26 protein-coding genes are annotated in these 26,652 nt (G+C 59.8%); 15 read left to right on the top strand and 11 right to left on the bottom strand.

The features are described 5' to 3' along the window. Window positions 1-11 precede the first annotated feature (11 nt). The 5 genes from JQ848_RS10760 to JQ848_RS10740 all read left to right on the top strand — a co-directional run bounded on the left by JQ848_RS10760 (window position 12) and on the right by JQ848_RS10740 (window position 5,091). Window positions 12-785 carry a glucose 1-dehydrogenase gene (locus JQ848_RS10760; RefSeq protein WP_003447753.1) on the top strand — a complete coding sequence of 258 codons (774 nt, stop codon included), beginning with the start codon at window positions 12-14 and terminating at the stop codon, window positions 783-785. 140 nt (window positions 786-925) lie between these two features. Then, window positions 926-1,717, top strand: a complete 792-nt coding sequence (locus tag JQ848_RS10755; protein WP_003447755.1) for a fumarylacetoacetate hydrolase family protein — start codon at window positions 926-928, stop codon at window positions 1,715-1,717. A gap of 21 nt (window positions 1,718-1,738) precedes the next feature. Continuing rightward, a complete protein-coding gene (locus JQ848_RS10750) occupies window positions 1,739-2,668 on the top strand; it encodes an acetaldehyde dehydrogenase (acetylating) (RefSeq protein ID WP_003447757.1) in 930 nt (309 codons plus the stop codon). A gap of 10 nt (window positions 2,669-2,678) precedes the next feature. Continuing rightward, window positions 2,679-3,701, top strand: a complete 1,023-nt coding sequence (gene dmpG, locus JQ848_RS10745; protein WP_003447759.1) for a 4-hydroxy-2-oxovalerate aldolase — start codon at window positions 2,679-2,681, stop codon at window positions 3,699-3,701. A gap of 76 nt (window positions 3,702-3,777) precedes the next feature. Further along, entirely contained in the window at window positions 3,778-5,091 is a 1,314-nt protein-coding gene (locus JQ848_RS10740) for a spinster family MFS transporter (RefSeq protein WP_010657409.1), read from the top strand. Here the strand turns inward: JQ848_RS10740 and JQ848_RS10735 are convergent. Together JQ848_RS10735 and JQ848_RS10730 are read right to left on the bottom strand one after the other, a co-directional pair. Beyond that, on the bottom strand, window positions 5,064-6,140 hold the full coding sequence (locus JQ848_RS10735; protein ID WP_202210661.1) for an NAD(P)H-dependent flavin oxidoreductase: 1,077 nt from the start codon (window positions 6,138-6,140) through the stop codon (window positions 5,064-5,066). The genes JQ848_RS10740 and JQ848_RS10735 overlap by 28 nt on opposite strands. A 38-nt stretch (window positions 6,141-6,178) precedes the next feature. Beyond that, window positions 6,179-7,738 carry a L,D-transpeptidase family protein gene (locus JQ848_RS10730; protein ID WP_202210660.1) on the bottom strand — a complete coding sequence of 520 codons (1,560 nt, stop codon included), beginning with the start codon at window positions 7,736-7,738 and terminating at the stop codon, window positions 6,179-6,181. A gap of 144 nt (window positions 7,739-7,882) precedes the next feature. On the opposite strand from JQ848_RS10730, the gene JQ848_RS10725 reads away from it, so the two are divergent. Next, window positions 7,883-8,596: a murein L,D-transpeptidase catalytic domain family protein gene (locus tag JQ848_RS10725; RefSeq protein WP_202210659.1), complete on the top strand. Its 714-nt coding sequence runs from the start codon at window positions 7,883-7,885 to the stop codon at window positions 8,594-8,596. A gap of 106 nt (window positions 8,597-8,702) precedes the next feature. Continuing rightward, window positions 8,703-10,070: an MFS transporter gene (locus tag JQ848_RS10720; protein ID WP_202210658.1), complete on the top strand. Its 1,368-nt coding sequence runs from the start codon at window positions 8,703-8,705 to the stop codon at window positions 10,068-10,070. Here JQ848_RS10720 and JQ848_RS10715 read toward each other — a convergent pair. The 5 genes from JQ848_RS10715 to JQ848_RS10695 all read right to left on the bottom strand — a co-directional run bounded on the left by JQ848_RS10715 (window position 10,046) and on the right by JQ848_RS10695 (window position 16,693). Next, window positions 10,046-10,975: a 2-hydroxyacid dehydrogenase gene (locus JQ848_RS10715; RefSeq protein ID WP_202210657.1), complete on the bottom strand. Its 930-nt coding sequence runs from the start codon at window positions 10,973-10,975 to the stop codon at window positions 10,046-10,048. The two genes, JQ848_RS10720 and JQ848_RS10715, sit on opposite strands and share 25 nt — an antisense overlap. After that, a complete protein-coding gene (locus JQ848_RS10710) occupies window positions 10,959-12,299 on the bottom strand; it encodes an MFS transporter (RefSeq protein ID WP_010657414.1) in 1,341 nt (446 codons plus the stop codon). Before JQ848_RS10710 ends, JQ848_RS10715 begins: the two co-directional genes overlap by 17 nt. 848 nt (window positions 12,300-13,147) lie before the next feature. Continuing rightward, the gene (locus JQ848_RS10705) at window positions 13,148-13,696 is read right to left on the bottom strand and encodes a cupin domain-containing protein (RefSeq protein ID WP_003447789.1); all 549 of its coding nucleotides are present in this window, start codon (window positions 13,694-13,696) and stop codon (window positions 13,148-13,150) included. 202 nt (window positions 13,697-13,898) lie between these two features. Next, window positions 13,899-15,182 carry an NAD(P)/FAD-dependent oxidoreductase gene (locus tag JQ848_RS10700; RefSeq protein ID WP_202210656.1) on the bottom strand — a complete coding sequence of 428 codons (1,284 nt, stop codon included), beginning with the start codon at window positions 15,180-15,182 and terminating at the stop codon, window positions 13,899-13,901. Window positions 15,183-15,316: 134 nt separating this feature from the next. Further along, a complete protein-coding gene (locus JQ848_RS10695; RefSeq protein WP_003447791.1) occupies window positions 15,317-16,693 on the bottom strand; it encodes a glutamine synthetase family protein in 1,377 nt (458 codons plus the stop codon). Window positions 16,694-16,970: 277 nt separating this feature from the next. On the opposite strand from JQ848_RS10695, the gene JQ848_RS10690 reads away from it, so the two are divergent. The 4 genes from JQ848_RS10690 to JQ848_RS10675 all read left to right on the top strand — a co-directional run bounded on the left by JQ848_RS10690 (window position 16,971) and on the right by JQ848_RS10675 (window position 20,878). Next, window positions 16,971-17,732 carry a gamma-glutamyl-gamma-aminobutyrate hydrolase family protein gene (locus JQ848_RS10690; protein WP_202210655.1) on the top strand — a complete coding sequence of 254 codons (762 nt, stop codon included), beginning with the start codon at window positions 16,971-16,973 and terminating at the stop codon, window positions 17,730-17,732. Between the two features lie 199 nt (window positions 17,733-17,931). Beyond that, the gene (locus JQ848_RS10685; RefSeq protein WP_003447793.1) at window positions 17,932-19,074 is read left to right on the top strand and encodes an ABC transporter ATP-binding protein; all 1,143 of its coding nucleotides are present in this window, start codon (window positions 17,932-17,934) and stop codon (window positions 19,072-19,074) included. Beyond that, entirely contained in the window at window positions 19,071-19,991 is a 921-nt protein-coding gene (locus tag JQ848_RS10680; RefSeq protein WP_202210654.1) for an ABC transporter permease subunit, read from the top strand. The genes JQ848_RS10685 and JQ848_RS10680 overlap by 4 nt, the downstream gene beginning before the upstream one ends. Beyond that, window positions 19,988-20,878, top strand: coding sequence for an ABC transporter permease subunit (locus JQ848_RS10675; protein WP_202210653.1), 891 nt, complete (start codon window positions 19,988-19,990; stop codon window positions 20,876-20,878). Before JQ848_RS10680 ends, JQ848_RS10675 begins: the two co-directional genes overlap by 4 nt. A gap of 115 nt (window positions 20,879-20,993) precedes the next feature. Here the strand turns inward: JQ848_RS10675 and JQ848_RS10670 are convergent, their stop codons facing one another. Continuing rightward, window positions 20,994-21,557, bottom strand: a complete 564-nt coding sequence (locus JQ848_RS10670) for a DsrE family protein (protein ID WP_127196890.1) — start codon at window positions 21,555-21,557, stop codon at window positions 20,994-20,996. Window positions 21,558-21,639: 82 nt separating this feature from the next. Here JQ848_RS10670 and JQ848_RS10665 point away from each other — a divergent pair, with 82 nt between their 5' ends. The 3 genes from JQ848_RS10665 to JQ848_RS10655 all read left to right on the top strand — a co-directional run bounded on the left by JQ848_RS10665 (window position 21,640) and on the right by JQ848_RS10655 (window position 22,665). Further along, window positions 21,640-21,843 (top strand): hypothetical protein, encoded by a 204-nt coding sequence (locus JQ848_RS10665; protein ID WP_202210652.1) that lies wholly within the window; start codon window positions 21,640-21,642, stop codon window positions 21,841-21,843. Between the two features lie 131 nt (window positions 21,844-21,974). After that, window positions 21,975-22,172 (top strand): hypothetical protein, encoded by a 198-nt coding sequence (locus JQ848_RS10660; RefSeq protein ID WP_003444652.1) that lies wholly within the window; start codon window positions 21,975-21,977, stop codon window positions 22,170-22,172. 331 nt (window positions 22,173-22,503) lie between these two features. Continuing rightward, window positions 22,504-22,665 (top strand): DUF2986 domain-containing protein, encoded by a 162-nt coding sequence (locus JQ848_RS10655; RefSeq protein WP_003444657.1) that lies wholly within the window; start codon window positions 22,504-22,506, stop codon window positions 22,663-22,665. A 346-nt stretch (window positions 22,666-23,011) separates the two neighbouring features. On the opposite strand, the gene JQ848_RS10650 is transcribed toward JQ848_RS10655, so the two are convergent. From JQ848_RS10650 to JQ848_RS10640, 3 genes are all read right to left on the bottom strand, one after another. Next, window positions 23,012-24,256 (bottom strand): saccharopine dehydrogenase family protein, encoded by a 1,245-nt coding sequence (locus JQ848_RS10650; RefSeq protein ID WP_003444659.1) that lies wholly within the window; start codon window positions 24,254-24,256, stop codon window positions 23,012-23,014. A gap of 28 nt (window positions 24,257-24,284) precedes the next feature. Continuing rightward, complete coding sequence (locus tag JQ848_RS10645; protein ID WP_003444661.1) at window positions 24,285-25,382, bottom strand: carboxynorspermidine decarboxylase; 1,098 nt, start codon at window positions 25,380-25,382, stop codon at window positions 24,285-24,287. A gap of 172 nt (window positions 25,383-25,554) precedes the next feature. Continuing rightward, on the bottom strand, window positions 25,555-26,103 hold the full coding sequence (locus JQ848_RS10640) for an AAA family ATPase (RefSeq protein ID WP_029613025.1): 549 nt from the start codon (window positions 26,101-26,103) through the stop codon (window positions 25,555-25,557). A 166-nt stretch (window positions 26,104-26,269) separates the two neighbouring features. Between JQ848_RS10640 and JQ848_RS10635 the strand changes: the two genes are divergently transcribed. Next, window positions 26,270-26,593 (top strand): gamma-glutamylcyclotransferase family protein, encoded by a 324-nt coding sequence (locus tag JQ848_RS10635; RefSeq protein WP_029613027.1) that lies wholly within the window; start codon window positions 26,270-26,272, stop codon window positions 26,591-26,593. The last annotated feature ends 59 nt before the right edge of the window (window positions 26,594-26,652 follow it).

The following is a 26,652-nucleotide window of genomic DNA, read 5'->3' as shown; positions in this document are numbered from 1 at the left end:
AAGGATTATGTATGAGCATTATTTCGCGATTTGACCTGACCGGCAGTGTGGCGGTGATTACCGGCGGCGGCCGCGGCATTGGCCGGGCCATTGCCCTGGCCTACGCCGAAGCCGGCGCCGATGTGGTGCTGGCGGCACGCACCCTGGGCGACGTTGAAGCGGTTGCCCAAGAGGTCCGCCTTTTAGGACGCCGGGCCCTGGCCCTGAGCTGTGACGTGAATGACAGCGAGCAGCGCAGCGCCCTGGTGACCCAGGCGCGTGAACACATGGGCAGCATCACCCACCTGGTGAATAACGCTGGCGGCGCCGGTCCGAACGATCCGCTGACCCTGAGCGTCGAGCGTTTTGAAGAAATCATGCGCTTTAACGTGTCCTCGGCTTATCACCTGTGCCAGCTCTGCGTGCCCCATATGCGCGCTGCAGGCGCGGGCAACATTATCAATATCACCTCGGGGGCGGCGCGCTACGCGCAAACCCAGTTCAGCGCCTACGGCACGGCCAAAGCCGCTCTGAGCCACATGACCCGTCTGCTGGCCCAGGATTTCGCGCCGCTGGTGCGGGTCAACGGGATTGCCCCCGGACCGATCCTGACCGACGCCCTGAACCGCGTCCTGCCGGTGGCCATGCGCGACGTCATGATCAAGGCCACGCCGCTGCAAAGTCTGGGCGAGGTGGAAGATATTGGTGCCGCCGCACTGTACCTGGCCACCCCGGCGTCGCGCTGGGTGACCGGCAAGATTCTGGAAGTGGACGGCGGTGCCGAGTCCAGCGTCTGGCCGGGCTGACGCTGTACCCATGAACCTGTGGGAGCTGGCTTGCCAGCGCTGCACACGATTGGGTTTTGCAGTCAGAGCGCGCGCAATCCATCGCTGGCAAGCCAGCTCCCACAGCGACTCATATATTCCGGATTTTAGAGAGAGTGTTTATGGACCCGAAGTTGATTGAAGCCCTGGGCGATGAACTGTTTCACGCGCTGCTCGAACGCCGCAGCCTGCAGCCGCTGACCCAGCGTTACCCGGACCTGACGCTGGAAACGGCCTATCAGATTTCATTGCGCTTCCTGCAACGACGCGAAGCCCTCGGTGAACAGGTGATCGGCAAGAAGATCGGGGTCACCAGCCGTGCCGTGCAGGACATGCTCGATGTGCATCAGCCCGACTTCGGCTTTTTGACCAACCGTATGCAGGTCGCCGATAACAGCGATGTCAGCTTCAGCGCCAATCTGCTGGTGCAGCCCCGGGCCGAAGGTGAAATCGCCTTTATTCTCGGCGAGGATCTGCACGGGCCCGGCATTACCGCCGAGGACGTGATGGCGGCCAGCCAATGGGTGGTGCCGTGTTTCGAGATTGTCGATTCGCGCATCGCCGACTGGAAAATCCGCATTCAGGACACCGTGGCCGACAACGCCTCATGTGGCGTGTTTGCCCTGGGCGAGCAGCGAATCGATCCCCGTGATCTGGACCTGGCCAAGGTCGAACTGCACCTGCTGAAAAACGGCCAGCCGGCCGGCAACGGCTTCGGTTCGGCGGTGCAGGGTCACCCCTGCGCGGCAGTGGCCTGGCTGGCCAACACCCTGGGCAAATTCGATATTCCGTTTCGCAAAGGCGAAATCATTCTGTCCGGGGCCCTGGCGCCGCTGGTACCGGTGCTGCCCGGCGACGAGGTCAGCCTGACCCTCAGCGGCCTGGGTTCTGCACGCCTGCGCTTTGTGTCTTAAACCCAGTTCGAGAGGCTTACCATGAGCAATAAAATCAAGTGTGCCCTGATCGGGCCGGGCAACATTGGCACCGACCTGCTGTACAAACTGCTGCGCAGCGAGGTGCTGGAGCCTGTGTGGATGGTCGGTATCGATGCCACCTCCGAAGGCCTGACCCGCGCCCGCGAGTTAGGTCTCAAGACCACCAGTGACGGCGTCGACGGCCTGTTGCCCCACGTCCTGGCGGACAATATCCAGATTGCCTTCGATGCCACTTCCGCTTACGTGCATGCCGAAAACAGCCGCAAGCTCAATGAACTGGGGGTGCTGATGATCGACCTGACGCCTGCGGCCATCGGCCCGTATTGCGTGCCACCGGTCAATCTGCAAGCCAATCTCAAACGCGGCGTGATGAACGTCAACATGGTCACTTGCGGTGGCCAGGCGACGATTCCGCTGGTGGCTGCAGTATCCAGCGTGCAGCCCGTGGCGTATGCCGAGATCGTGGCCACGGCGGCGTCCAAATCGGTCGGCCCGGGCACGCGCAAGAACATCGACGAATTCACCCGCACCACCGCCAGTGCCATCGAGCAGGTCGGCGGCGCGAAAAAAGGCAAGGCGATCATTATCGTCAACCCTGCCGAGCCACCGCTGATCATGCGCGACACCGTGCATTGCCTGACCGAAACCGCGCCGGACAAGACGGCGATTACCCTGGCAATTACCGACATGATCCAGCAGGTACAGAAGTACGTACCGGGCTACAAACTGGTGAACGGCCCGGTATTTGACGGCAATCGGGTCTCGATCTTCATGGAGGTCGAAGGCCTCGGTGACTACCTGCCCAAGTACGCCGGCAACCTCGACATCATGACCGCTGCGGCGGCGCGTACGGCCGAGATGTTTGCCGAGCAAATGCTCAACGGCGAGCTGCAACTCAAGGCCACCGCCCCTCAACCTGCCCTCGCTTAAGGAGCTATCCATGGATCTTCGCGGCAAAAAAATCACCGTGCATGACATGTGCCTGCGCGACGGCATGCACCCCAAGCGTCACCAGATCTCCCTGCAACAAATGAAAGACATCGCCTGCGGCCTGGATGCTGCCGGTGTGCCTTTGATCGAGGTGACCCACGGCGATGGCCTGGGCGGCAGTTCGGTGAACTACGGTTTTCCGGCGCATACCGACGAGCAATACCTGTCAGCGGTAATCCCGATGATGAAGCAGGCCAAGGTTTCAGCCTTGCTGTTGCCGGGTATCGGAACCGTGGATCACCTGCAAATGGCCTACGAGCTAGGGGTCAACACGATCCGGGTCGCCACCCATTGCACCGAGGCAGACGTCTCCGAACAGCACATTTCCTATGCCCGCAAGCTGGGCATGGACACCGTGGGCTTTCTGATGATGGCGCACATGAACAGCCCCGAAGGGCTGGTCAAGCAAGGCAAGCTGATGGAGAGCTTCGGGGCCAACTGCATCTACCTCACCGACTCCGCAGGCTACATGCTGCCCCATGACATCAAGGCCCGGGTAGCGGCCATGCGGGCCGCGCTGCACCCGGACACCGAGATCGGTTTTCACGGCCATCACAACCTGTCGATGGGGGTCTCCAACTCCATCGCTGCAATCGAAGCCGGGGCTACCCGGATCGATGCGGCCGCCGCAGGTCTGGGCGCCGGCGCGGGCAATACGCCGATGGAAATCCTGGTGGCGGTCTGTGACCGCATGGGCATTGAAACCGGAGTCAGCGTGTTTGGCATCCAGGACGTGGCTGAAGACCTGGTCGTGCCGATCATGGACTTCCCGATCCGCAGCGATCGCGACGCCCTGACCATGGGCTATGCCGGTGTGTATGGCTCGTTCCTGCTGTTCGCCAAGCGCGCCGAGAAGAAGTACGGCGTACCGGCACGGGAAATTCTGGTGGAGATGGGCCGACGCGGCATGGTCGGCGGCCAGGAAGACATGATCGAAGATACCGCCATGACCCTGGCTCGCCGCCGGGGCTGAGGCAGGGGTTTGGCAAAGGCGCTGACGCAATGCGGGTCAGCGCCTTTGGCGTTTTTATCTGACAGGAAAACCGATTATGTCCAACCCTAACGTCGGCTGGCGCAGCCATGCTTTGCTGTTGTTGCTGGCTGCGGTGTTTGCCGACAACTTTGTCGGCCGGCAGATCCTGGCGGTCATGATTGAACCGATCAAGCTCGAGTTCGGCGTCAGTGACACGGCCATGGGGCTGATTTCCGGGCTGGCATTTGCCGGGGTCTACGCCCTGCTCGGCTTGCCTGCCGGGCGTCTGGCCGATCGCATGTCGCGCACCCGCCTGCTGGCCATGGCGTGCCTGCTGTGGGCCGTGGCGACCATGGTCTGCGGCCTGGCCGTGAGTTTCTGGATGCTGGCCCTGGCGCGCATGGCGGTTGCGGTGAGCGAGTCGCCCACCACCTCGGCGTCGATGTCGATCATTGCCGATTTGTACCCGCCCCAGCGCCGTTCGTTTGCCATCAGTTGCTTCACCGCTGCACCGACCTTCTCGGCGGTGATCGGCTTGAGCCTCGGCGCCTGGGTGGTCGAGCAGTATGGCTGGCGCATGGCGTTTATCGTAATTGGCATGCCGGCGCTGCTGTTTTCCCTGGTGCTGGCCTTCGTGGTCAAGGACCCGGCCCGTGGCCGTTGGGATCTGGCCAGCGCCCATGCCGCGCATCCCCTGCAAAGCCTGAGCCGCGAAGCCCGCGCACTCTGGGCCCTGCCCGCTTACCGCTGCCTGATCATGGCCGGGGGCCTGACCACCCTCAGCTCCTATGCCATCGGCATGTGGAACACCAGTTTTCTGGTGCGCTCCCATGGCTTGTCGTTGCAGCACGCCGGACTCCTGGCCGGGTTTATTTGTGGCGGCTTTGCCGGTATCGGGGCGTTGTTCAGCGGCTGGTTGAGCGACCACCTGACGCCGCGCAATCCGCACTGGCAAGTGGGTATTCCGGTGATCGGGCACGTGGCCGCGATCAGCGCACTGTTCGCCTATTTGTTGTGGCCCGACACGGTCTGGACCCAGGTTGCAGGCGTGCCGATCCCCAGCGCCATGCTGTGGTGCGCGCTGTACAGTTTTTTTGTGGTGTGGTGGGTGGCGCCGTCCTACAACCTGGTCACGCAACTGGTGCCGGCCAATCGCCGGGGCACGGCGATGGCCTTGCAAACCATTATTTCGACACTGCTGGGGGTCGGGGTCGGGCCTTTGCTCGCCGGTTTGTTCAGCGATGCCCTGCTGCCACGTTTTGGCATTGAATCGTTGCGCTACGGCTTGCTACTGGTGAGCCTGCCGGTGGTCGGTGCGATCATACTTTTAATTCGCACCTCCACCCACGCCGCGCAGACCCGCTATTTGCATGTGGAACGCGCGGCGTAGTCAGCGACCAACTTGCGGGTCAGTTCCTCGGACGACAATTGGGCGCTGCGTCCCGGACTCAGTGCGAAGGCCTGACCCGCCCACAGGTTGATGAAATCCCCGGAACCGGCAGGCTCGGTTTTGGCCTTGAGCGGTAGCAGTACGCCGCCCGCCAACGGGAACTCCGGGGCCTGGGGGTTCATCGGCCCCAGCTCTCGCATCACCCGATTGAGGATGCCGCGGGCCGGTCGACCGGTGAACAGGTTGGTCAGGGCGGTGTTGCCGGGGGCGGCTTCGCGCAAGGCGCGGTAATGGGGCTCGGCAAGTTTGGCCTGCTGGCAGAACAGGTAGGCCGTGCCGATTTGCACGGCACTGGCACCCAGGGCAAAAGCCGCGGCGATACCCCGGGCATCGGCCACGCCACCTGCGGCAATCACCGGCACGGATACCGCATCGACAATTTGCGGCACCAGGGCAAAGGTACCGATCTGGGTCGCCAGCTCATTGCTCAAAAACATCGCGCGGTGGCCACCGGCTTCGTAGCCCATGGCAATGATCGCGTCACAGCCGTTGCGCTCCAGCCACTGCGCTTCTTCAACGGTGGTGGCGGAACTTAAAATCTTCGCCCCGCAGGCTTTGACCCGGGCCAACAGGTGCGGAGCCGGCAGGCCGAAGTGAAAGCTGACCACCGGTGCACGCAGCTCTTCAACCAGGGCGCAGGCGGCCTCATCAAAAGGCGCACGGCTCGACACCGGGGTCGGCGCGTCGTAGTCCACTCCCAGTTCGCGGTAATAATCCTTGAACAACGACTTCCACTGCCGGGCCCGGGCCTCGTCGGGTTCCGGGGCCGGATGGCAGAAGAAGTTCAGATTGAACGGTTGATCGCAGGCTTCACGAAAGGCCGCCACTTCGGCGCGTACCCCCTCCAGGGTCAGGGTGGCACAGGCCAGGGAGCCCAGCCCTCCGGCCCTGGCCACGCCAATCATCATTGCTGCCCCCGCCCCCAGCATCGGAGCCTGGATGATCGGATGGGCAATGCCCACCAGGTCGGTAAAACGGGATTGAGTCATTGCAGGTCTCGCAGGTCAGTTCAAGGTTGAAACGGACATCAGCGCTTGGCGGCCAGGGCCGATATCAATGCCGGGTCACGATTATAAATGTCCGGTGAGTACACCACCTTGCCGTTCTTGTCGGCATGGGCGGTCCAGTACGTCATGAGGATAGGCACCGGGTTGGACAGCCTGAACTCGGTGGTGCGCCCGGAGGCCAGCAATTCCTCGGTGCGGGCTTTCTCCGCCGGGGTCACCAGCAGGTCGCGCAACTGGAACACCGACTCGACCCGCACGCAGCCTGAACTGAAGGCACGGGGGCCTTTACTGAACAGGGCCTGGCTGGGGGTGTCGTGCAGGTACACGGCAAACGGGTTGGGGAAACGGATGACGATACGCCCCAGCGGGTTGCGCGGCCCGGCACCCTGACGCAGCAGGATGTTGCCCGGACGGTCCCAGTCGATGCTCTGTACCGCCAGCGGCTGCCCGCTGCTGTCGAGTACCTGCAGGTCATGCTTGCTGAGGAAAGACGGATCGCGGCGAATCTGCGGCAGTTTGTCTTCCTTGAAGATGGTCGGCGGGATGGTCCAGGTCGGGTTCAGGGTCAGGCGCGTCACCCGGGACTTGAGCAACGGCGTCTGCCGGTCGGCCCGCCCGACCTGGGTGCGGGTCTGCCATACCGGCTGGCCGTTCTGGAAGACGGTCAACTGTGCAGCCGGAACATTGACCAGCAGGCTGGTGGGTTCGAAGTCCCGGGCCATCCAGCGAAAACGCTCCAGATTGATCCGCAGTTGCTCGCGGCGGGTTGCCGGACTGACGTTCAACTCTTTCACGGTGCCCGGCCCGACAACGCCATCGGCCTGTAGCGAGTGATCGAGCTGGAAGCTCTTGACCGCCGAGGCCAGCTCATTGGAGTAGGTGTTGTTGACGATCTGCGGCTCGCCGCTCAGGTAACCCTCGCTGGCCAGACGCCTGGCCAGTGCCGGTACCCGCGCATCCTGCATGCCGGGGCGCAGCAAGGGGCCATCCGCGATCGGCTGCCACTGGGGCAGCGGCTGCTGGCGCTCCCGGGCATAGACCCGGCGCAAGTCTTGATATTGCTCAAGGGCGGGACGGGCCTGGGCAAAAGCAGCTGCCACGTTCTGCACCCCGGGCCCGGCGATTGCCAGCAGTTCGGCCTGGGGATCTACCTCTACAGCGTTGGCGTGCCAGACCGGTTCAAAGCGGCTTTGCGTCAGGCGACCAAAATGCAAATCGTGCAGGGCTTGCAGATATTGACGGCTGGTGTCGATGTCGGCACACAGGTCCTGGCCCTCGGGCAAGGGGTAATTGAGCGGGTCGAGCCCGTCGTCGGCCAGCTGTGGCAAGGCGGCCTGCAGAGCGGCCAGACGCCCCTCTTGTGCCCATACCGGCTGGTAGTTCTGGCCTTCATAAAAGGCCTGTAAAAGTGCCTGGGTCTGAGGCGTCAGGCCGGACGCCAGGGTCGGACAGGCCTGAGGCAGTTGTAGCAGGGTCTGCTGCAGGGGGTTGTCAGGCTGGTCGGGGGGCATGTCGGCCCATGCGACCAATGGCGACGCGAGCAAGGCAATGCTCAAGTAAAATGCCTGTTTTTTGATCAACTGCTTTACTCCAATCCATGGCCGTCACGTTGGCGGTCACCGTAACAGCCGTCACGGCAACCCTGAAGGCTAGCAGTAAATAAAGGATCGCCATTAACTCGATGGAGTGTCAGGAGCCAATTCAACAGTGGAAACTCTTAATCTATGCTGATTTCTTTGCGACGACTTTTTCTGGTCGCCGCGACCCTGGGAGCCTTGTGCAGCCCAGCGTTCGCCGCCAATACTTCATCACAAGGGCTTTACAACAGCCTCGCCCAGGCCGCTCCGGAACTCAATCCCCAGGTACTTAAAAGTGCCCTCAGTGCCATGCAATGCGCCGTCAGCAGTGGCGCCAGCCCCGCACAAAACCTTGCCGTCATCGACTATTCGCAACCTTCCACGGCCCGCCGCCTGTGGATCTTCGACTTGCGCAAGAAGACCCTGGTGCTGCGTGACCTGGTGGCCCACGGGCAAAAATCCGGGGAAAACTTCGCCACTCAATTCTCCAATAATGAAGGCAGCCATCAATCCAGCCTTGGCCTGTTCCGCACCCAGGAAAGCTACCAGGGTGCCAACGGTTACTCGCTGCGCATGGACGGCCTGGAGCCGGGTATCAATGACAGTGCCCGTGAGCGGGCCATCGTGATTCACCCTGCCAGCTATGTGAACCCGTTGTGGAGCCAGACCCAGGGCCGCATCGGCCGCAGTCAGGGCTGCCCTGCCGTACGCCCGCAAGTGGCGCGCCAGGTGGTAGACAAACTCAAGGACGGTCAGTTCATGTTTGCCTGGTACCCCGATCAGCATTGGCTGCAATCGTCGGCTTATCTGAACTGCAAGCCCCGCCTGGTGGCGAGTATCGTCTCCACCAAAGGCGGCTGAGAGGCAGGACGTCGGTGCTGACTACGCCGATGACACTTTTGAAGCGAACCCTTTCACTGACTGCCTCGATAATCGAAAGCATTCTGATGAAATGTCGAGGTTCAGCATGACGAGTGCCATCACCGGGCAGGTCAGCCCCAAAACCCTGAGAAAAGTCATTGCCGCCGCGGCCATCGGGAACTTCGTCGAATGGTTCGACTTCGCGGTTTATGGCTTTCTGGCCACCACCATCGCCCAGCAGTTTTTCCCCAGCGGTGATGCCAGTGCCGCGCTGCTCAAGACCTTCGCCGTATTCGCCGTAGCCTTTGCGTTCCGTCCCCTTGGCGGCATTTTCTTCGGCATGCTGGGTGACCGCATCGGTCGCAAAAGAACCCTGGCGATGACCATTCTGTTGATGGCGGGTGCCACCACACTGATCGGGGTGCTGCCTGTCTATGCCGCCATTGGCGTGATGGCGCCGATCCTGTTGACCCTGATCCGTTGCGCCCAGGGCTTTAGCGCCGGGGGTGAATACGCCGGTGCCTGCGCCTACCTCATGGAACACGCTCCTGATGATAAAAGGGCCTGGTATGGCAGCTTCCTGCCGGTATCGACCTTCTGCGCCTTCGCTGCGGCGGCCGTGGTGGCCTATGCCCTCGAGGCGTCGCTATCGGCACAGGCCATGGCCGATTGGGGCTGGCGCCTGCCGTTCCTGATTGCGGCACCACTGGGTCTGGTGGGGCTTTACATGCGTCTGAAGCTGGATGAAACCCCGGCATTCCAGGCGGTGGCCGAGGAACATGCGGTGGCCCACTCCCCGCTCAAGGAAACCCTGCGCAACCATGGCGCGGCCATCTGCTGCCTGGGCGCCTTTGTGTCGCTGACGGCGTTGTCCTTCTATATGTTCACCACCTACTTCGCGACCTACCTGCAAGTAGCCGGGGGCCTGAGTCGGGCAACGGCGTTGCTGGTTTCGCTGATTGCCTTGCTGTTTGCCGCCGCGATCTGCCCGCTGGCAGGACTGTATTCAGACCGCGTCGGGCGCAGGGTTACGGTGATGACGGCCTGTGCACTGCTGATGGTCGTGGTCTATCCATCGTTCCTGATGGCCAGTTCCGGCGGCTTCGCAGCGTCCATCGTCGGTGTCATGCTGCTGGCGGTAGGCGCGGTGCTGTGCGGGGTAGTAACCGCCGCCCTGCTCTCGGAAACCTTTCCGACCCGCACTCGCTACACCGCCTCGGCCATTACCTACAACATGGCCTACACCCTCTTCGGCGGTACCGCACCGCTGGTGGCGACATGGCTGATCAGCACCACCGGCAGCAACCTGTCGCCAGCCTTCTACCTGATAGCCGTTGCACTGCTGGCATTGCTCGGTGGCCTGGCGTTGCCGGAGACCTCAAGGATTTCCCTGCATGAGGCCGGGGCCGGAACCCCGGGCGCAACAGATCCGCGCAGTAAAATGGCCATTCACTGCGGGATGGGTGACGGGTAGTCAGCACCGGAAAAATGCGCAGCCAGATTGGCCAGGGTCAGGTCGGACATCGCCCTGCGGGTATCCCAGGTGGCACTGGCCATATGCGGCGCCAACAGCACATTGTCCAGCCCCAACAAGCCGGGATGGGGCCGTGGTTCATCCTCGAACACATCCAGCCCGGCCCCCAAAAGACGACCCTCGGCCAGTGCGCTGGCGAGCGCGGCCTCATCAACCACGCTGCCACGCCCCACGTTGATGAGGATGCCTTCACTGCCCAGCGCCGCGAGCACCGTGGCATCCACCAGGTGCCGGGTCGATTCCCCGCCGCCCACGGCAATCACCAGAAAATCCACAGCTGCAGCCAGCTCGGTCAGCGATGAATAGTAAGGATACTCAACCGCCAGCGGACGCCGCCCGTGGTAGCTGATGCGCATGTTAAACGCCGCCGCGCGCCGGGCAATCGCCATACCGATGCGCCCCAGCCCGACGATGCCCAGACGCGCGCCGCTGACCTTGCGGGTAAAGCCGAACGGACCTTGCTGCCATTGCCCGGACCGCACGAACTGATCGGCCCTGGCAATGCGCCTGGCGGTGCCGAGCATCAAGGTAATGGCGAAATCGGCAACGTCCTCGGTCAGCACGTCCGGGGTGTGGGTCACCACAATGCCCCGGGCCCGGGCGAACGCGACATCGATACCGTCGTAACCGACACCGAACACCACTATCACTTGCAGATCAGGCAGGCGCCCGATCAGTTCGGCCCCCACCCGCGACTCACCATTGGCGACCATGGCACGGATTCCCCGCGCCTTCAGTGCATCGAGTCCGGCACCGCTCTCGCTGCATTCCAGCACCTCATATCGGGCATGTAAACGTTCGCTGAGCATGTCCGGCAGACGCGCCACTTTAAGCACTGTGAACATTTTCGCGGCCCTCCCGTATAGCATCACGTACGACCTGGCGCTTGCGTTGCCCCCCCAGGTACAGCCCCAGCACGCCACCGGCCAGCAAGGCGACGGCGACCATCAACAAGGCGTAGTCATAGCTGAGGGTGGTGTCCTTGATCCAGCCCATGACCGGTGGCAGACCAAGCCCGGCGATGTTAGCAATGGAGTTGATCAAGGCAATCGAAACAGCGGCCGCTGGCCCGGACAGGTACTCGGTAGTGGTGGCCCAGAACACCGGGGTCGCCGCCCAGTTCAGGCCGACCGCCACCACCAGCATCACGTAGGCCAGCCACTGATTGCCGGTAAACACCGCCAACCCCAGCATGCCCCCGGCCAGCAACAGTGGCCCGCCCAGGTGCCAGCCCCGCTCACCGGTGCGGTCGGAATGGCGGCCGTTGGCGTACATGAATACACAGGCCAGGAAAAACGGCATCGCCGACAGCAGGCTGACCACAAACGAACCTTGCTTTGATACCGACTGCACGATCAGCGGCAAAAACAGCGTCACCCCGATAGTGCCGAAAGCCTGAAGCAACCAGAACAGACTCAGCAACCACACCTGGCGACTGCGAAACGCCACATGCCAGGCATCCTTGTGCGAGATGACCGTGGTCGCCTGTTCGGCCTCGATGGTGCGGCTGAGCCAGGCTTTTTGCGCACTGTCCAGCCAGTTGGTAGTGGCGGGAGAATCTGGCATGTAGCGCAGGACCACGATGCCCAGCGCCACTGCAGGAATGCCCTGGAGAAAGAACAGCCAGCGCCAGCCGTTGATGCCCAGCAGACCGTCCAGGTGCAGGAAGGCACCCGACAGCGGCAAGCCGATCACCGACGCCAGCGCCGCGCCGATGTAGAACCATGACATGGCCCGGGCGCGGTCACTGCGCGGATACCACTGTGACAGGTAGTAGATGATGCCGGGGGTGAAACCGGCTTCGGCTGCACCCAGCAACAGGCGCATCACGTAGAGCTGGTTGGCGCTCTGGATCAGGCTCATGCCGGCGGCGATGATGCCCCAGGTGATCATGATCCGCGCAATCCAGCGCCGAGCACCGACCCGGGTCAGGATGATGCTGCTGGGCACTTCGAACAGAATGTAGGTGAGGAAGAACAGACCCACGCCGATGCCGTACATGCGCACGCTGAGCCCGAGGTCGGCGTTCATGGTTAACGCCGCCACCGAAATGTTCGACTTATCAATGTAAGCCACCATGTACAACAACATCAGGAAGGGAATCAGCTTCAGGTTGAGCTTCTTCATGGTGCTGGCATGCAGACAACTGTCCAGCGAAGGACCTGTCATGGGGAAAACCTCTTGTTGTATTTATTTTAGGAACCCGACAGCCGCCTGATCCCTTGGTTATGGCCAGACGATAAACCAGTCGCGACAACAGTTCAATATATGATGATGCGTCCCTTTATATGGGATAAATCATTGCCCAGTTCGACCCGCTGCCGACATTTGCTTGCCGGTGCCGCGGCTCGGGGGTGGCGGCCAAAGGCTATCGCTGGCAAGCCAGCTCCCACAGGGGGAGTGGCAGTGCACACCACTGTTCAGCACACAGCTCCCACAGCGGGAGCGGCAACTTTTCAGATCACAACAAATCTGTAGGAGCTGGCTTGCCAGCGATGCGGGGGGCCGGGTGTCTGTGTTCAATCGCTGGCAAGCCAGCTCCCACAGGGGGAGTGGCAACTTTTCAGCACACAGCAAATCTGTAGGAGCCTGGCTTGCCAGCGATGAGGGCGACTGGGTGTCTCTGTTTAATCGCTGGCAAACCAGCTGCCACAGGGGGAATGGCAACTTTTCAGATCACAGCAAATCTGTAGGAGCCTGGCTTGCCAGCGATGCGGGCGACCGGGTGTCTGTGTTCAATCGCTGGCAAGCCAGCTCCCACAGGGGGAGTGGCAGCTTTTCAACACACAGCAAATCTGTAGGAGCCTGGCTTGCCAGCGATGAGGGCGACCGGGTATCTGTGTTCAATCGCTGGCAAGCCAGCTCCCACAGGGGGGTGGCAACTTTTCAGCACATAGCAAATCTGTGGGAGCCTGGCTTGCCAGCGATGAGGGCGACTGGGTATCTGTGTTCAATCGCTGGCAAGCCAGCTCCCACAAAACACAGTGCCCACAGGGGATTTGCGGGGGGCTTTCAGATCAGAAGTTGGCGGGGGTGTTGGCACTGATGATTTCCGCCTCGTCCGCCCCGATATTTCTGAAGCGATGGGGCAGCGTGGTCGGGAAGTAATAGCCGTCCCCGGCATTCAAGATGCTGCTCATTCCATCTACGGTGAGCTCAACCACTCCCCGCGTGACCAGCCCGCACTCCTCCCCTTCGGCGTGCACAATCGCTTCTTCACCCGAGCTTGCGCCCGGCGCATATTGCTCGCGCAACAAACGCATCTGCCGGCCCGGAACCGAAGCGCCAATCAGCAACAGGCGCAAGCCGTCACGGCCCAGATCCGGCTGTTCATTGGCCCGGAACACGTACTGGTGAGCACGGGGCGGCTGGTCGAAGGTGAAGAAGTCGGCCAAAGACATGGGGATGCCTTCCAGCAGTTTCTTCAGAGAGCTGACTGAAGGACTGACGCGATTCTGCTCGATCAGGGAGATGGTGGCATTGGTGACGCCGCTACGTCGGGCCAGCTCGCGCTGGGACATTTTGTAGCTTTCGCGTACTAGTTTGAGTCGTGAGCCCGTGTCCATGACAGCCTTATGTGTGAACTACTTAAGGGTAATGGGGGGGCGACGGATGGCGTAGATCGCACCGTACCCCTGTACCACAAACGTGAAAGGCGGCTATTAAATCACGTTTGCGGGTGTTGCTCAGCAGGTTCGCCAAATGACCGCTAAATATAAGACCTCCGGGAGCGGACTTGCCCGGGATCAGCCCGCTTGCCAGGTGTTATCAGATACCGAAACGGTCGCGCATCGCGTAGTACGCCGCGCCCATGGCTGTAAGCGGCGCCTGGAAGGTACGGCCGCCAATCATCGGCATGTGCGGCAAGGAGGCAAAAGCGTCGAAACGCTCGGCATCGCCACGGATCATTTCCGAGATCAATTTGCCGGCCAGGTGCGAGCAGGTCACCCCGTGGCCGCTGTAACCCTGCATGTAGTAGGCGTTTTTCTCGATACGACCGAATTGCGGCATGCGTGACATGGTCAGCAGGAAGTTGCCGGTCCAGCGATAGTCGATTTTGACGTTCTTCAATTGCGGGAAGGTCTTGAGGATTTTCGGCTTGATCAGTTTTTCGATGTCGTCCGGTTCGCGGGCGCCATAGACCACGCCGCCGCCATACAGCAAACGATTGTCGGCTGTCAGGCGGTAGTAATCCAGCAGGTAGTTGCAGTCTTCAACGCAGTAGTTGTTGGTGATCAGGCTGCGGGCAACCTCTTCGGGCAGCGGTTCGGTCACGGCAATTTGCGACCCGCAAGGCATGCTCTTGGCGGTCACGCGATTGTCGAGGTTCTGCGGCAGATAGGCGTTACCGGCGATCAGCAGGTACTTGGCCCGCACTACGCCCTTGGCGGTGCGCACTGTGATCGGCTCGCCGTAAGTGATGTCCACGGCAGCCGACTGTTCGTAAATTTTACCGCCCAGACCAATGAACGCCATGGCTTCACCAAGCGCCAGATTCAGCGGATGGATGTGCCCGCCCTGCATGTCCAGCAGACCACCAACGTAGTTGGCACAGCCTACTTCGCGCTTGATGTCCGCTGCGTCGAGCATTGTCAGTTTCTGGTTGCCATAACCCTCCCAGCTGCTTTTCTGCTCGGCCAGGGCTTTGAGCTGCTTGCTGTTCAGCGCGGCAAAAATTCCGCCCGGACGGTAATCACACTGGATGTCGTACTGGTCGATGCGCTGACGAATGATATCGGCGCCTTCGAACATCATGCTGCCCAGCACCCGGGCCGTCTTATCGCCGTAACGGGCCTCGATGACATCGACGTCCCGGCTATAGGAGTTGACCAACTGACCGCCGTTGCGACCGCTGGCACCGAAACCGACCCGGGCCGCTTCAAGTACGGTCACGCTGTAGCCCGCTTCGGCAAGGAACAGGGCCGAGGACAGGCCGGTGTAGCCGGCGCCGATCACACAGACATCGCACTCCACCGATTCCTCGAGCACCGGGAATTCGGCCCTGTGGTTTCGGGTCGCGGCGTAATAGCTGTTTACATGGGTTTGTTGCATGAAATTCTCCGATGGGCACCGCCGGCGTACCAGCAGGTCCGGACGCCGGCGGCACGCATTCGTGGGGGACGCAGGCTCTGCGTCCCCCACCAACTGCGCAATTGTTCTATCTGTGAATGACAGCCGTTGGCCAATCAGACGGTGTGCAAGTACCAGTTGTACTCCAGGTCCGAGATGGAGTTCTCGAACTCGGCCAGCTCGCTTTCCTTGCAGGCGACGAAGACGTCGATGTACATGGGATCGATATATTTGGCCATGACTTCGCTGTCATCCAGCTCGCGCAGGGCATCGCGCAAGTTGTTCGGTAAGCTCTGTTCATTTTGCTCGTAGCTGTTGCCTTCCACCGGTGGGCCCGGTTCGATTTCGTTGGTCAGACCGTGGTGAATGCCGGCCAGTACCGAAGCCATCAGCAAGTACGGGTTGGCATCGGCGCCGGCAACCCGGTGTTCGATGCGTACCGAATCGGCAGAGCCTGTGGGGACGCGAACCGCTACGGTGCGGTTGTCGATGCCCCAGCTCGGTGAGTTAGGCACATAGAACTGGGCACCGAAACGGCGGTACGAGTTGACGTTCGGGCAGAGAAAGGCCATCTGCGCCGGCAGGGTCTCGAGCACACCGCCGATCGCGTGACGCAGTGCGGCGTTCTGCTCGGGATCCTCGCTGGCAAAGATGTTATTGCCCTGCTTGTCGAGAATCGAAATGTGCACGTGCAGACCATTGCCCGCCTGGCCCGGGTACGGCTTGGCCATGAAGGTGGTGTCCATCTCATGGTCGTAGGCAATGTTCTTCACCAGACGCTTGAGCAACACCGCGTAGTCGCACGCCTTGATCGGGTCGTTGACGTGATGCAGGTTGACTTCGAACTGCGCCGGGGCGCTTTCCTTGACGATCGCATCAGCCGGGATGCCCTGCTCTTTTGCACCTTCCAGAATGTCCTGCAGGCAGTCGACGTATTCGTCGAGGTCATCAATCAGGTACACCTGGGTCGACATCGGGCGCTTGCCGGACACCGGCGAACGCGGGGACTGCGGACGACCGTTTACGTTGTCCTGATCGATCAGGTAGAACTCGAGTTCAAAGGCCGCGCAAATGGTCAGGCCCATGTCATCGAACTTGCTGACCACCTGACGCAACACTTCCCTCGGGTCAGCGAAGAACGGCTGGCCTTCAAGTTCGTGCATGGTCATTAACAGCTGGGCCGTCGGGCGCTTCTGCCAGGGCTCGATGCACAGCGTATCGGGGATGGGGTAGCAGATGCGGTCCGAATCACCGATGTCCAGGCCCAGGCCGGTGCTTTCCACCGTAGAACCATTGATGTCCAGTGCAAACAATGATGCCGGCAGGTTTATGCCTTTTTCGTAGACCTTGTGCAGACTGGTGCGTTCGATGCGCTTGCCGCGCACCACGCCGTTCATATCCGCAATGAGAAGGTCGACGTACAAAACCTCAGGATATTTCTTAAGGAATGCGTTCGCTTCATTGAGCTGAATGGCACGCAGGGGGACCGACATGAGGCACCTATTATGTTAATTATTATGTTCACAGCCGTTTCTGAAACCCAGTCAATCCGAAAGGCAAAGTGAAGTCAATAGCGAACACCCGGGCCTTCATCGTTATTTTTCAGGCAAAAATTAGCTCATATTGTGCCAGCGGAGCTTTGGTATAGCGGCGAATTATGACGATCCGAAGCTGCGTGTTTAGAATTTTTTACATAGAAGTTGTTAATTAAAATCAACAAGGCTAAGCTCCGAAAAAGCTCTTCAAGTGTCAAACTTCGAGGTGATAAAAATGGCAATCAAGCCATTGATCGGCGTTACAGCGTGCGTCAAACAGATTGGCCTGCACCCCTACCACGTCAGCGGCGACAAGTACCTGCGGGCGGTAAGTGTCGCGGCGCAAGGGCTCCCGGTGATCATTCCCAGCCTGGCCGAACTGACAGAAACAGATGAACTGCTGGCCCGTCTGGACGGCCTGCTGCTCACCGGCTCACCGTCGAACGTACAACCAGTCCACTATAAAGGCCCCGCCAGTGCACCCGGCACGGAGCACGATCCGGCGCGCGATGCCACCACCCTCCCTCTATTGCAAGCAGCCATTGCGGCGGGAATTCCGGTGCTCGGCATTTGCCGAGGCTTTCAGGAAATGAACGTGGCGTTTGGTGGCAGCCTGCATCAGAAGGTGCATGAGCTCCCCGGTGCCCTCGACCACCGCGAAGCGGATCACCCGGATCTGTCCGTGCAGTACGCCCCGGCCCATGCCGTTCACGTGCAACCGGGTGGTGTATTCCAGGCGCTGGATCTGCCCACGGTGTTTGAGGTCAACTCGATCCACGCCCAGGGCATCGACCGCCTGGCCCCGGGTCTGCGCGCCGAAGCCATTGCACCGGACGGCTTGATCGAGGCGATTTCTGTCGAGCACAGCGAGGCGTTTGCCGTCGGCGTGCAATGGCACCCGGAATGGCAGGTCATGAACAACCCTGTCTACTTGAGTATTTTCCAGGCGTTTGGCGATGCATGCCGACAACGTGCAGCGCTTCGTGAGCGCCGCTGACTGACAAGTCCGATACCTGTTTGAACCCTGAACTGCCCCCGTGAATCAGGAGGGCGTGTCTTGGCACGCCCGTCCTTCACCACAACAACAAACCGCAATAACAACAAGTACTACCGACAGCCCGTCCACAGCTGTCTTGCAATCAACTCTTATGTCGGGCCCTTCTGGCCTGACGACTGAAATCTGTTGGGAGTTTCACATGGCAAACGCCTCCAGCCTTTACAGGAAGGTTCTTGAAGGCCAGCAGACACCGAAAAAGGTGCTGGTAAAATTCGATCGGGTCACGAAAAAATTCGACGAGACGATTGCCGTGGACGATGTGTCCCTGGAGATCCATCAGGGCGAAATCTTTGCCCTTCTCGGCGGTTCCGGTTCCGGCAAGTCGACCCTGCTGCGCATGCTGGCCGGCTTCGAGCGACCGACTGAAGGACGGATTTATCTCGACGGGGTCGACATCACCGACATGCCGCCCTACGAGCGGCCGATCAACATGATGTTCCAGTCCTACGCCCTGTTTCCGCACATGACCGTGGCCCAGAACATTGCCTTCGGCCTCAAGCAGGACCGTTTGCCTGCCAGCGAAATCGACGCCCGGGTTGAAGAAATGCTCAAGCTGGTGCACATGACCCCGTACGCCAGGCGCAAGCCCCATCAATTGTCCGGCGGTCAGCGTCAGCGTGTGGCCCTGGCCCGTTCGCTGGCCAAGCGTCCGAAGCTGCTGCTGCTCGATGAGCCGATGGGCGCACTGGACAAAAAACTGCGTTCGCAAATGCAGCTCGAGCTGGTGGAGATCATCGAGCGCGTCGGCGTGACCTGCGTCATGGTGACCCACGATCAGGAAGAGGCCATGACCATGGCCCAGCGCATCGCAATCATGCACCTGGGCTGGATCGCCCAGATCGGCAGCCCGGTGGATATCTATGAAGCACCGGTCAGCCGCATGGTGTGTGAGTTCATCGGTAACGTGAACGCCTTTGACGGCGATGTGATCGAAGACGAAGAAGGTTTCGCGATCATTCACTGCCCGGAACTGGAGCGTAATATCTACGTCGGCCACGGGGTCACTACGTCACTGGAAGACAAGTCGACCACCTACGCTATTCGCCCGGAAAAAATGCTGGTTACCACAGTCAAGCCGGTCTTCGAGTACAACTGGTCGCGGGGCAAGGTGCATGACATTGCCTACCTGGGTGGCCATTCGGTGTTCTACGTCGAACTGCCCGGCGGCAAGATCGTGCAGTCGTTCATGGCCAACGCCGAGCGCCGTGGTGCACGACCGACCTGGGACGACGAAGTTTACGTCTGGTGGGAAGACGACAGCGGCGTGGTACTGCGCTCATGAACCTTCGAAAATTCAAACGCCGTCTGCAACGAATAACCCCCGGTGGCCGCCAAATGGTCATCGGGATTCCATTCCTGTGGCTGTTCCTGTTTTTCATGCTGCCGTTCTTTATCGTCCTGAAGATCAGCTTTGCCGAAGCCGACGTGGCGATTCCGCCGTACACCGAGATCTACAGCTACGTTGACCAAAAGATTCAGCTGCTGCTGAACCTGGGCAATTTCGCAATGCTGGGTGACGACGAGCTGTATATCGCCGCTTACCTGGGCTCGTTGAAGATGGCTTTCTTCAGCACCGCGTTGTGCCTGCTGATCGGCTATCCGATGGCCTATGCCATTGCCAATGCGCGCAAAGAGATGCAGACCGTGCTGGTGCTGCTGATCATGATGCCGACCTGGACTGCGATCCTGATCCGCGTTTACGCGTGGATGGGCATTCTCAGCAACAACGGCCTGCTCAATGGTTTCCTGATGTCGATGGGCTGGATCAGCGAACCGCTACAGATCCTCAACACCAACATCGCGGTGTATATCGGCATCGTCTATTCGTACCTGCCGTTCATGATCCTGCCGCTGTACGCCAACCTGGTGAAACACGACCACAGCCTGCTGGAAGCCGCGTCCGACCTGGGCTCGAGCACCTTCAACAGCTTCTGGAAAATCACCGTTCCGCTGTCCAAGAACGGCATCATCGCCGGCTGCATGCTGGTGTTTATCCCGGTGGTGGGCGAGTTCGTGATCCCGGAGCTGCTGGGCGGCCCGGAAACCCTGATGATAGGTAAAGTGCTGTGGCAAGAGTTCTTCAACAACCGTGACTGGCCGGTAGCCTCTGCGCTTGCCGTGGTAATGCTGGCGATCCTGATCGTGCCAATCATCCTGTTCAACCGCAGCCAGGCTAAAGAACTGGAGGGCAAGATATGAATCGCTTACGTTTTTCCAGCTTTATGCTGGTCGCAGGCTTGTTGTTCATCTACCTGCCGATGCTGATTCTGGTGATCTACTCGTTCAACGCTTCCAAGCTGGTGACGGTGTGGGGCGGCTGGTCGTTGAAGTGGTACGCGGGCCTGCTGGACAACACGCAACTGATGGGCTCGGTGATGCGCTCGCTGGAAATCGCTCTGTACACGGCGATTGCAGCGGTGGCGCTGGGGACCCTGGCAGCATTCGTGCTGACCCGCATCAGCCACTTCAAGGGCCGCACGCTGTTCGGCGGCCTGGTAACTGCACCGCTGGTGATGCCTGAGGTAATCACCGGTCTGTCGCTGTTGCTGCTGTTCGTGGCCATGGCGCAAATGATCGGCTGGCCCCAGGAACGCGGGATCGTCACCATCTGGATCGCCCACACCACGTTCTGTTCGGCCTATGTGGCCGTGGTGGTGTCGTCGCGCTTGCGCGAGCTGGACCTGTCGATCGAAGAGGCGGCCATGGACCTGGGCGCCAAGCCGTGGAAAGTGTTCTTTTTGATCACCATCCCGATGATCGCGCCGTCACTGGCGGCGGGCGCCATGATGTCGTTCGCCCTGTCCCTGGATGACCTGGTACTGGCCAGTTTCGTGTCCGGGCCGGGTTCCACCACCTTGCCGATGGAAGTGTTCTCGGCGGTACGTCTGGGGGTCAAACCCGAGATCAACGCCGTGGCCAGCCTGATTCTGCTGGCGGTGTCGCTGGTGACCTTCCTAGTGTGGTTCTTCAGCCGCCGCGCCGAAGAACACCGCAAAAAGGCGATTCAGCAAGCCATCGACGAAGCCTCGGCCGAGTCCTGGAAACAACCTGATGTACGTCGTCCGAAATCGCTGACAGCGGTTTAAGCCAGCGCCATAAAAACCTCGCCTCCTGTGCACAGGAAGCGAGGTTTTTTTATGCCTGGCCAACGCTGCAATCAAACTGTCGGCGCAAGCTCCCCCCGGCGGGGCTGATCCGGTATCACATGGGCATCAGGCTGTATCCCTGGTGCTCCAGGGTCGTAATGGTGGTCAGCGCAGAGAGCGCAGTGGTGACCGATTTGTCGACTTCGCTGTAGGCAAAGTGGTGTTCGGCCACCGCCTGACCACACACAGCCACATCTACTCCGGCGTGCCGCAGAGCTGCGATCAGGGGCAAGTTGGGGTTGGCCGTATTGAATCGGGAGCGATAGGCCGCGTCGTCGAGCGCGAGCGCCGTTGCGTCACCGGAGGCAACGGCAACAAATTTCAATTGCGTCAGGGGCACACCCGCTGCCACATAGAGATTGACGGTGCGGGCTACGTGGTCCAGTGCCGGGTTGACGTCTGCGGGGGTTTTAGGCCCCTTGGTCAGGGCAAAAACCACCTTGTAGGTGGCGGTCTTGTCGGGCTGGTAGGCAGCATCTGCCAGCGGGTGGATCTTGCCGTAACCCACAATGGTCGGCGTGGTCCAGAACCCGGGCGCGGTATCGGCCTGCTCGGCCAGCAACTGGCTGCTGGCCAGAGTCAGAAGTGTGAAAGAGACGATTTTGACAACATGGCGCATGGCAATATTCCTCTGTCCGGTTCGGTCTTGTTGTTGATAGCATCGCGCGCTTTAGTCAACGCCGCCAAGAGAATCGAACAACATGAATAGAGAGCAGGTTCGTACCGCCATTGGGTTCGCACTGATCACATCAGTGATTGCACTGCTTTCGGCGTACGCCCAGACCAATCCCTATAGCGCGGCAGGGTGGTTGCTGGAGTCGAAGCTGCTGGCATCGCTCTGGCTTGAGGCATTGCCGCTCGCAGCCATTCTGGTGCTGATTCTTGCCACGCCTGGTATCTGGTGAAGCTTTTCAGGCGTCTGCGCAGCAAATAACTGCGCCAACCCGGCCTGATCGATCATTGAGCCGAAGCAAACCGCCGCACAGCCGATATTGCGCGTTAAAGTCGTAGCGGTCAGCACCAACAGGAACCACCCATGTCAGACAAACCGCCCGCACAGACAGTCACCGCGGCAGATATAGAAAAATCGATCCAGGCCCTCAACAAAATGGCCGAGCGTCTGTGGGGGGATGGCAGAGAAGCCGAGGCCAAAGCCCTGCTCGATGCGCTGGATGCCCTGAACCGGGCTCTGGACAGGATCCGGATTGGTGAAAATCGGCGCACGCTGCACTGAGGGGGCACGCAACCCTGGACAGCAAACAGGCGGGGCAGGATCACCCCCCCGCCGCTGCCGCTAATGACCTTTTTGCGTGTTCACTACATCCTGCAGGGCTTTATTGGTGAGGTTGATGCACTTCTCTCTACTGAGCGTTTCACAGGACTCTCGATTATTTAAGGACTGGGCTTTCACTACAGACCCGGTTTGACCCGGGCATCGAGTTCCACCCAATGACGGGTTGAGCCCCTGCAAGGAGCCGAGCCGGTGGTACTAAACGTGGCACCGCCATCGGGCCCGGTGTTTTAAACTGATATCATTGAGGAATGTACAAGCTGAGTAGAAAAGCATGAACCGTCGTAAAAAGATCAAGCAGTTGCTCAAGGCCCACGCAAAAAAGGCCAGTGCCAAACTGGCCCCGCAAAACAAGAGCAAATACATTTGTAAAGCTGACCGTTTAAAGCTGGCTGCAGAGTCCGCCCAGGACGACGTCACCACCTCTGAAAGCTGATCCATACACCCCCCGGCAAATTCCCCCGCCCCATCCTGATCAGCACTGGATCATGCTCGAGCCCGGTCGGTATCCCGCCAAGCCGGGCATGTCTGTCCTGCTTCGGTATCAATTTCATCTCACTGCAGGCGGCGGCTGACAAAGGGCTCCAGCCTGTTCGAGCCGGGGCGCCAGAAGCCAGTTACAGAACAGAAGGTCAACTTCTCGGAGGGGGGGTGCCGCCGCTCATCACACCCATGGGTGCCAGCGGGATCCGGCAAACTGCACCAATCAAAACGCCGCTTGAAAAGCGGCGTTTTGCGTATCGTGGAACGCGGGCGTGAGGATCACCTGTTATTCAGGTGTCTCAGGCATTGCGATTCCAGGGACGATCACCATTCTCGTCCTTGATCCGGGTCGGCAGACCCATCACGTCCAGCGCGTTGAGGAACGGCTCGGCCGGCAGTTCTTCGACGTTGACCATGCGCTGCACGTCCCACTCGCCACGGGCGACCAGAAGCGCCGCGGCCACGGGCGGCACGCCAGCCGTATAGGAGATGCCCTGGCTGTCAGTTTCTGCGTAGGCGTCTTCATGATCGGCGACGTTGTAGATGAACACCTCGCGCGCCTGACCATCCTTGGTACCCTTGACCAGATCACCGATGCAGGTCTTGCCGGTGTATCCGGGAGCCAGCGAGCTCGGGTCAGGCAGTACGGCCTTGACCAGCTTCAACGGCACCACTTCCAGGCCCTCGGCGGTCTTGACCGGCTGCTCGGAGAGCAGGCCGAGGTTTTTCAGCACGGTGAACACGTTGATGTAGTGTTCGCCAAAGCTCATCCAGAACCTTACGTTGGGCACGTCAAGATTCTTCGACAGGGAATGAACTTCGTCATGGCCGGTCAGGTACAGGTTCTGCTCTCCGACAACCGGCAGGTCGTCGGTGCGCTTGACTTCGAACATGGTGTTGCTTGTCCACTGGCTGTTCTGCCAGCTCCACACCTGTCCGGTAAATTCACGGAAGTTGATTTCAGGGTCGAAATTGGTAGCGAAATACTTGCCATGTGAACCGGCATTGACATCAAGAATATCGATTGAATCAATGCGGTCGAAATACTGTTGCTTGGCCAGTGCTGCATAGGCGTTGACCACGCCCGGATCGAAACCTACACCGAGGATGGCGGTGATGTTTTTCTCTTTGCATTCCTCGAGATGGTTCCACTCGTAGTTGCCATACCAGGGCGGCGTCTCGCAGACTTTGCCCGGCTCTTCATGGATGGCGGTGTCCAGGTAAGCCACGCCGGTATCGATGCAGGCACGCAGCACCGACATGTTGAGAAACGCGGAACCGACGTTGATCACGATCTGCGATTCGGTTTCGAGAATAAGAGCCTTGGTCGCTTCCACGTCCAGGGCGTTTAGCGTGAAAGCCTTGATTTCGGCAGGCAGTTTGAGGCTGCCCTTGGCCTTGACGCTATCGATGATGGCCTGGCATTTGGAGATGTTGCGCGACGCGATAGCAATCCGACCGAGTTCGTCGTTGTGCTGCGCGCATTTGTGGGCCACCACCTTGGCGACACCTCCTGCACCAATGATAAGAACGTTCTTTTTCAATTGCTTTATCTCTCCTTTATCCGCCAGCTTACGAAAGGCTGGACAGGTAGTCTTCGTAACCAAATTCACGAACCACTTCGACTGTACCGTCGAGTTGTTTCACTACGATGGACGGCATTTTCAGGCCGTTGAACCAGTTTTTCTTGACCATGGTGTAGCCCGCGGTGTCGATGAACGACAGCCGATCGCCGATGGTCAACGGACGATCAAATTGGTATTCGCCAAAAATGTCCCCGGCCAGGCAGGATTTTCCACACACCATGTAGGTGTGTTCGCCGTCGCTTGGCGCCAGCTTGGCGTTGAGGCGATAGATCAGCAGGTCCAGCAGGTGGGCTTCGATGGAGCTGTCTACCACGGCCAGGTGCTTGCCGTTGTAAAGGGTGTCGAGCACTGTGACTTCCAGCGAGGCGCTGTTGGTGATAGCGGCTTCGCCCGGCTCCAGGTAAACCTGCACGCCATACTTGTGCGAGAACGCTTTGAGGCGGGCGCAGAACGCGTCCAGGGCATAGCCTTCACCGGTAAAGTGAATGCCGCCACCGAGGCTGACCCACGTGACCTTGTGCAGCAGCTCGCCGAAGCGTTCTTCGATGGTGCACAGCATCTGGTCGAACAGCTCAAAGTCACCGTTCTCGCAGTTGTTGTGGAACATGAAACCGGAAATCTGATCGATGACGCCTTCGATCTTCACCGGGTCCCATTCACCCAGGCGGCTGAACGGGCGCGCCGGATCGGCCAGCAGGTAGTCGGAGCTGCTGACTTGCGGGTTGACCCGCAGGCCGCGGATCTTGCCTTCGGAGCGCTCGGCAAAACGCTGCAGCTGACCAATGGAGTTGAAGATGATCTTGTCGCAGTTGGCGAGCATCTCTTCAATTTCATCATCGGCCCAGGCCACGCTATAGGCGTGGGCTTCGCCTTCGAACTTCTGGCGACCGAGCTTCAACTCGTACAGCGACGACGATGTGGTGCCGTCCATGTATTGCTGCATCAAGTCGAACACCGACCAGGTGGCAAAGCACTTGAGTGCCAGCAGGGCCTTGGCCCCGGACTGCTCGCGCACATAGGCGATCTTCTGCATGTTCTTGAGCAGTTTCTGTTTATCGATCAGGTAGTACGGCGTTTTGATCATTTCGAGGCGACTCCAGCAAGGCCAGCCAAAAAAGGATGCGCATTGTGCCTTCACTAACCGGATATCGAAAGAGCAAAAGCCCAGTTCCAAATGTCGCCCGCCCGAGCGGTACTGCAACCCTGTTGGCAAACCCCGGGCAATCCTGGTGGCTCAGAGGGTCGTAGCGCTGGATTCATATGATTGACGGTGCAGGGTTCAATCCGTTGATTGCATCCCGTATATGTCGTAGCCGATCTGTAACCGATATGTCCCCCTCAAGCTTCAACACAGTACAGGCAAGCCCGGACAGCCATTGCCGATGCCTGGCCAGGCTACGCCCCGGAACACTTCCTTGATCATACTGAGCTGCCCAGGCCAGAAACTCCGGCTTCGCCTCACCGAAGCGCTTTACCTCGCGACGTTTCAGCCTCTCTAATCTGAGTTCAACTGGAACATAAAGGAACACCACAAGATCAAATTCGCTCTCAAGGGGTTGACCCCAACCCATGACTGATCCCGCAACGACTGCACGGCCATGGCAGTGCATTTGTTGTAACAAGCGCTCTGCTCGTTGCGTCTTGTCTGCCAACTGCTGATAGGGCGGATTACCGGGCAGCCACAAAAAATCATCCGCTTCCAGGTGGGTCGTATTCAGTTCCTTTGCCAAAGCATCTGCCAGGGTCGTGGTGCCGCTACCAGCCGCGCCTGTAATCAAAATGTAACGTGGCGTATCTTTTGTCATTTCACTTTCAGCCTGTCTGAAACAAGTTTGCCAGCGCCTATACATCACCAGTGTCCAGACGATTTGACAGATTGGCGCAGATATTCTCGAGCCGCTGAGTTTCTGATTGATTTGTCCCCTGCCCATAAGTCAGGATTCCGCCCTTTTGATTGAGCGGGGAACACATATGGAGCGTCTATTCGTCTATGGGACCTTGGGGCCAGGAAGGCCGAATGAGCACGTGATGTCAAACATTGGCGGCGTATGGGAGTCCGCCTCGCTCAAGGGACGCTTGGTACAGGCAGGCTGGGGAGCAGACCTGGGATTCCCTGGTCTGGTTATTGCCGAGGATGGCGATGATATTCATGGCCATCTCTTCTGCTCTGAAAATTTCGCCCGCCACTGGCCGGCACTGGACGATTTTGAAGGCGCCGAATATCAACGTGTCCTGACCAGCGTGACTCTGGATAATGGTGCTCAAGTGAGTGCTTATGTCTATGCCCTGCGTTAACCATTGAAAGCCAGGGCGCTGCTGCATGACTGCTTTGCTGACCAATAGCTGCCCTTTGC

The organism is Pseudomonas paraversuta, assembly GCF_904067025.1.
In the GTDB taxonomy this organism is placed as follows: domain Bacteria; phylum Pseudomonadota; class Gammaproteobacteria; order Pseudomonadales; family Pseudomonadaceae; genus Aquipseudomonas; species Aquipseudomonas paraversuta.
Note: the sequence above shows the minus strand (reverse complement) of the source record. Positions and strands in the feature narration are given on the sequence as shown.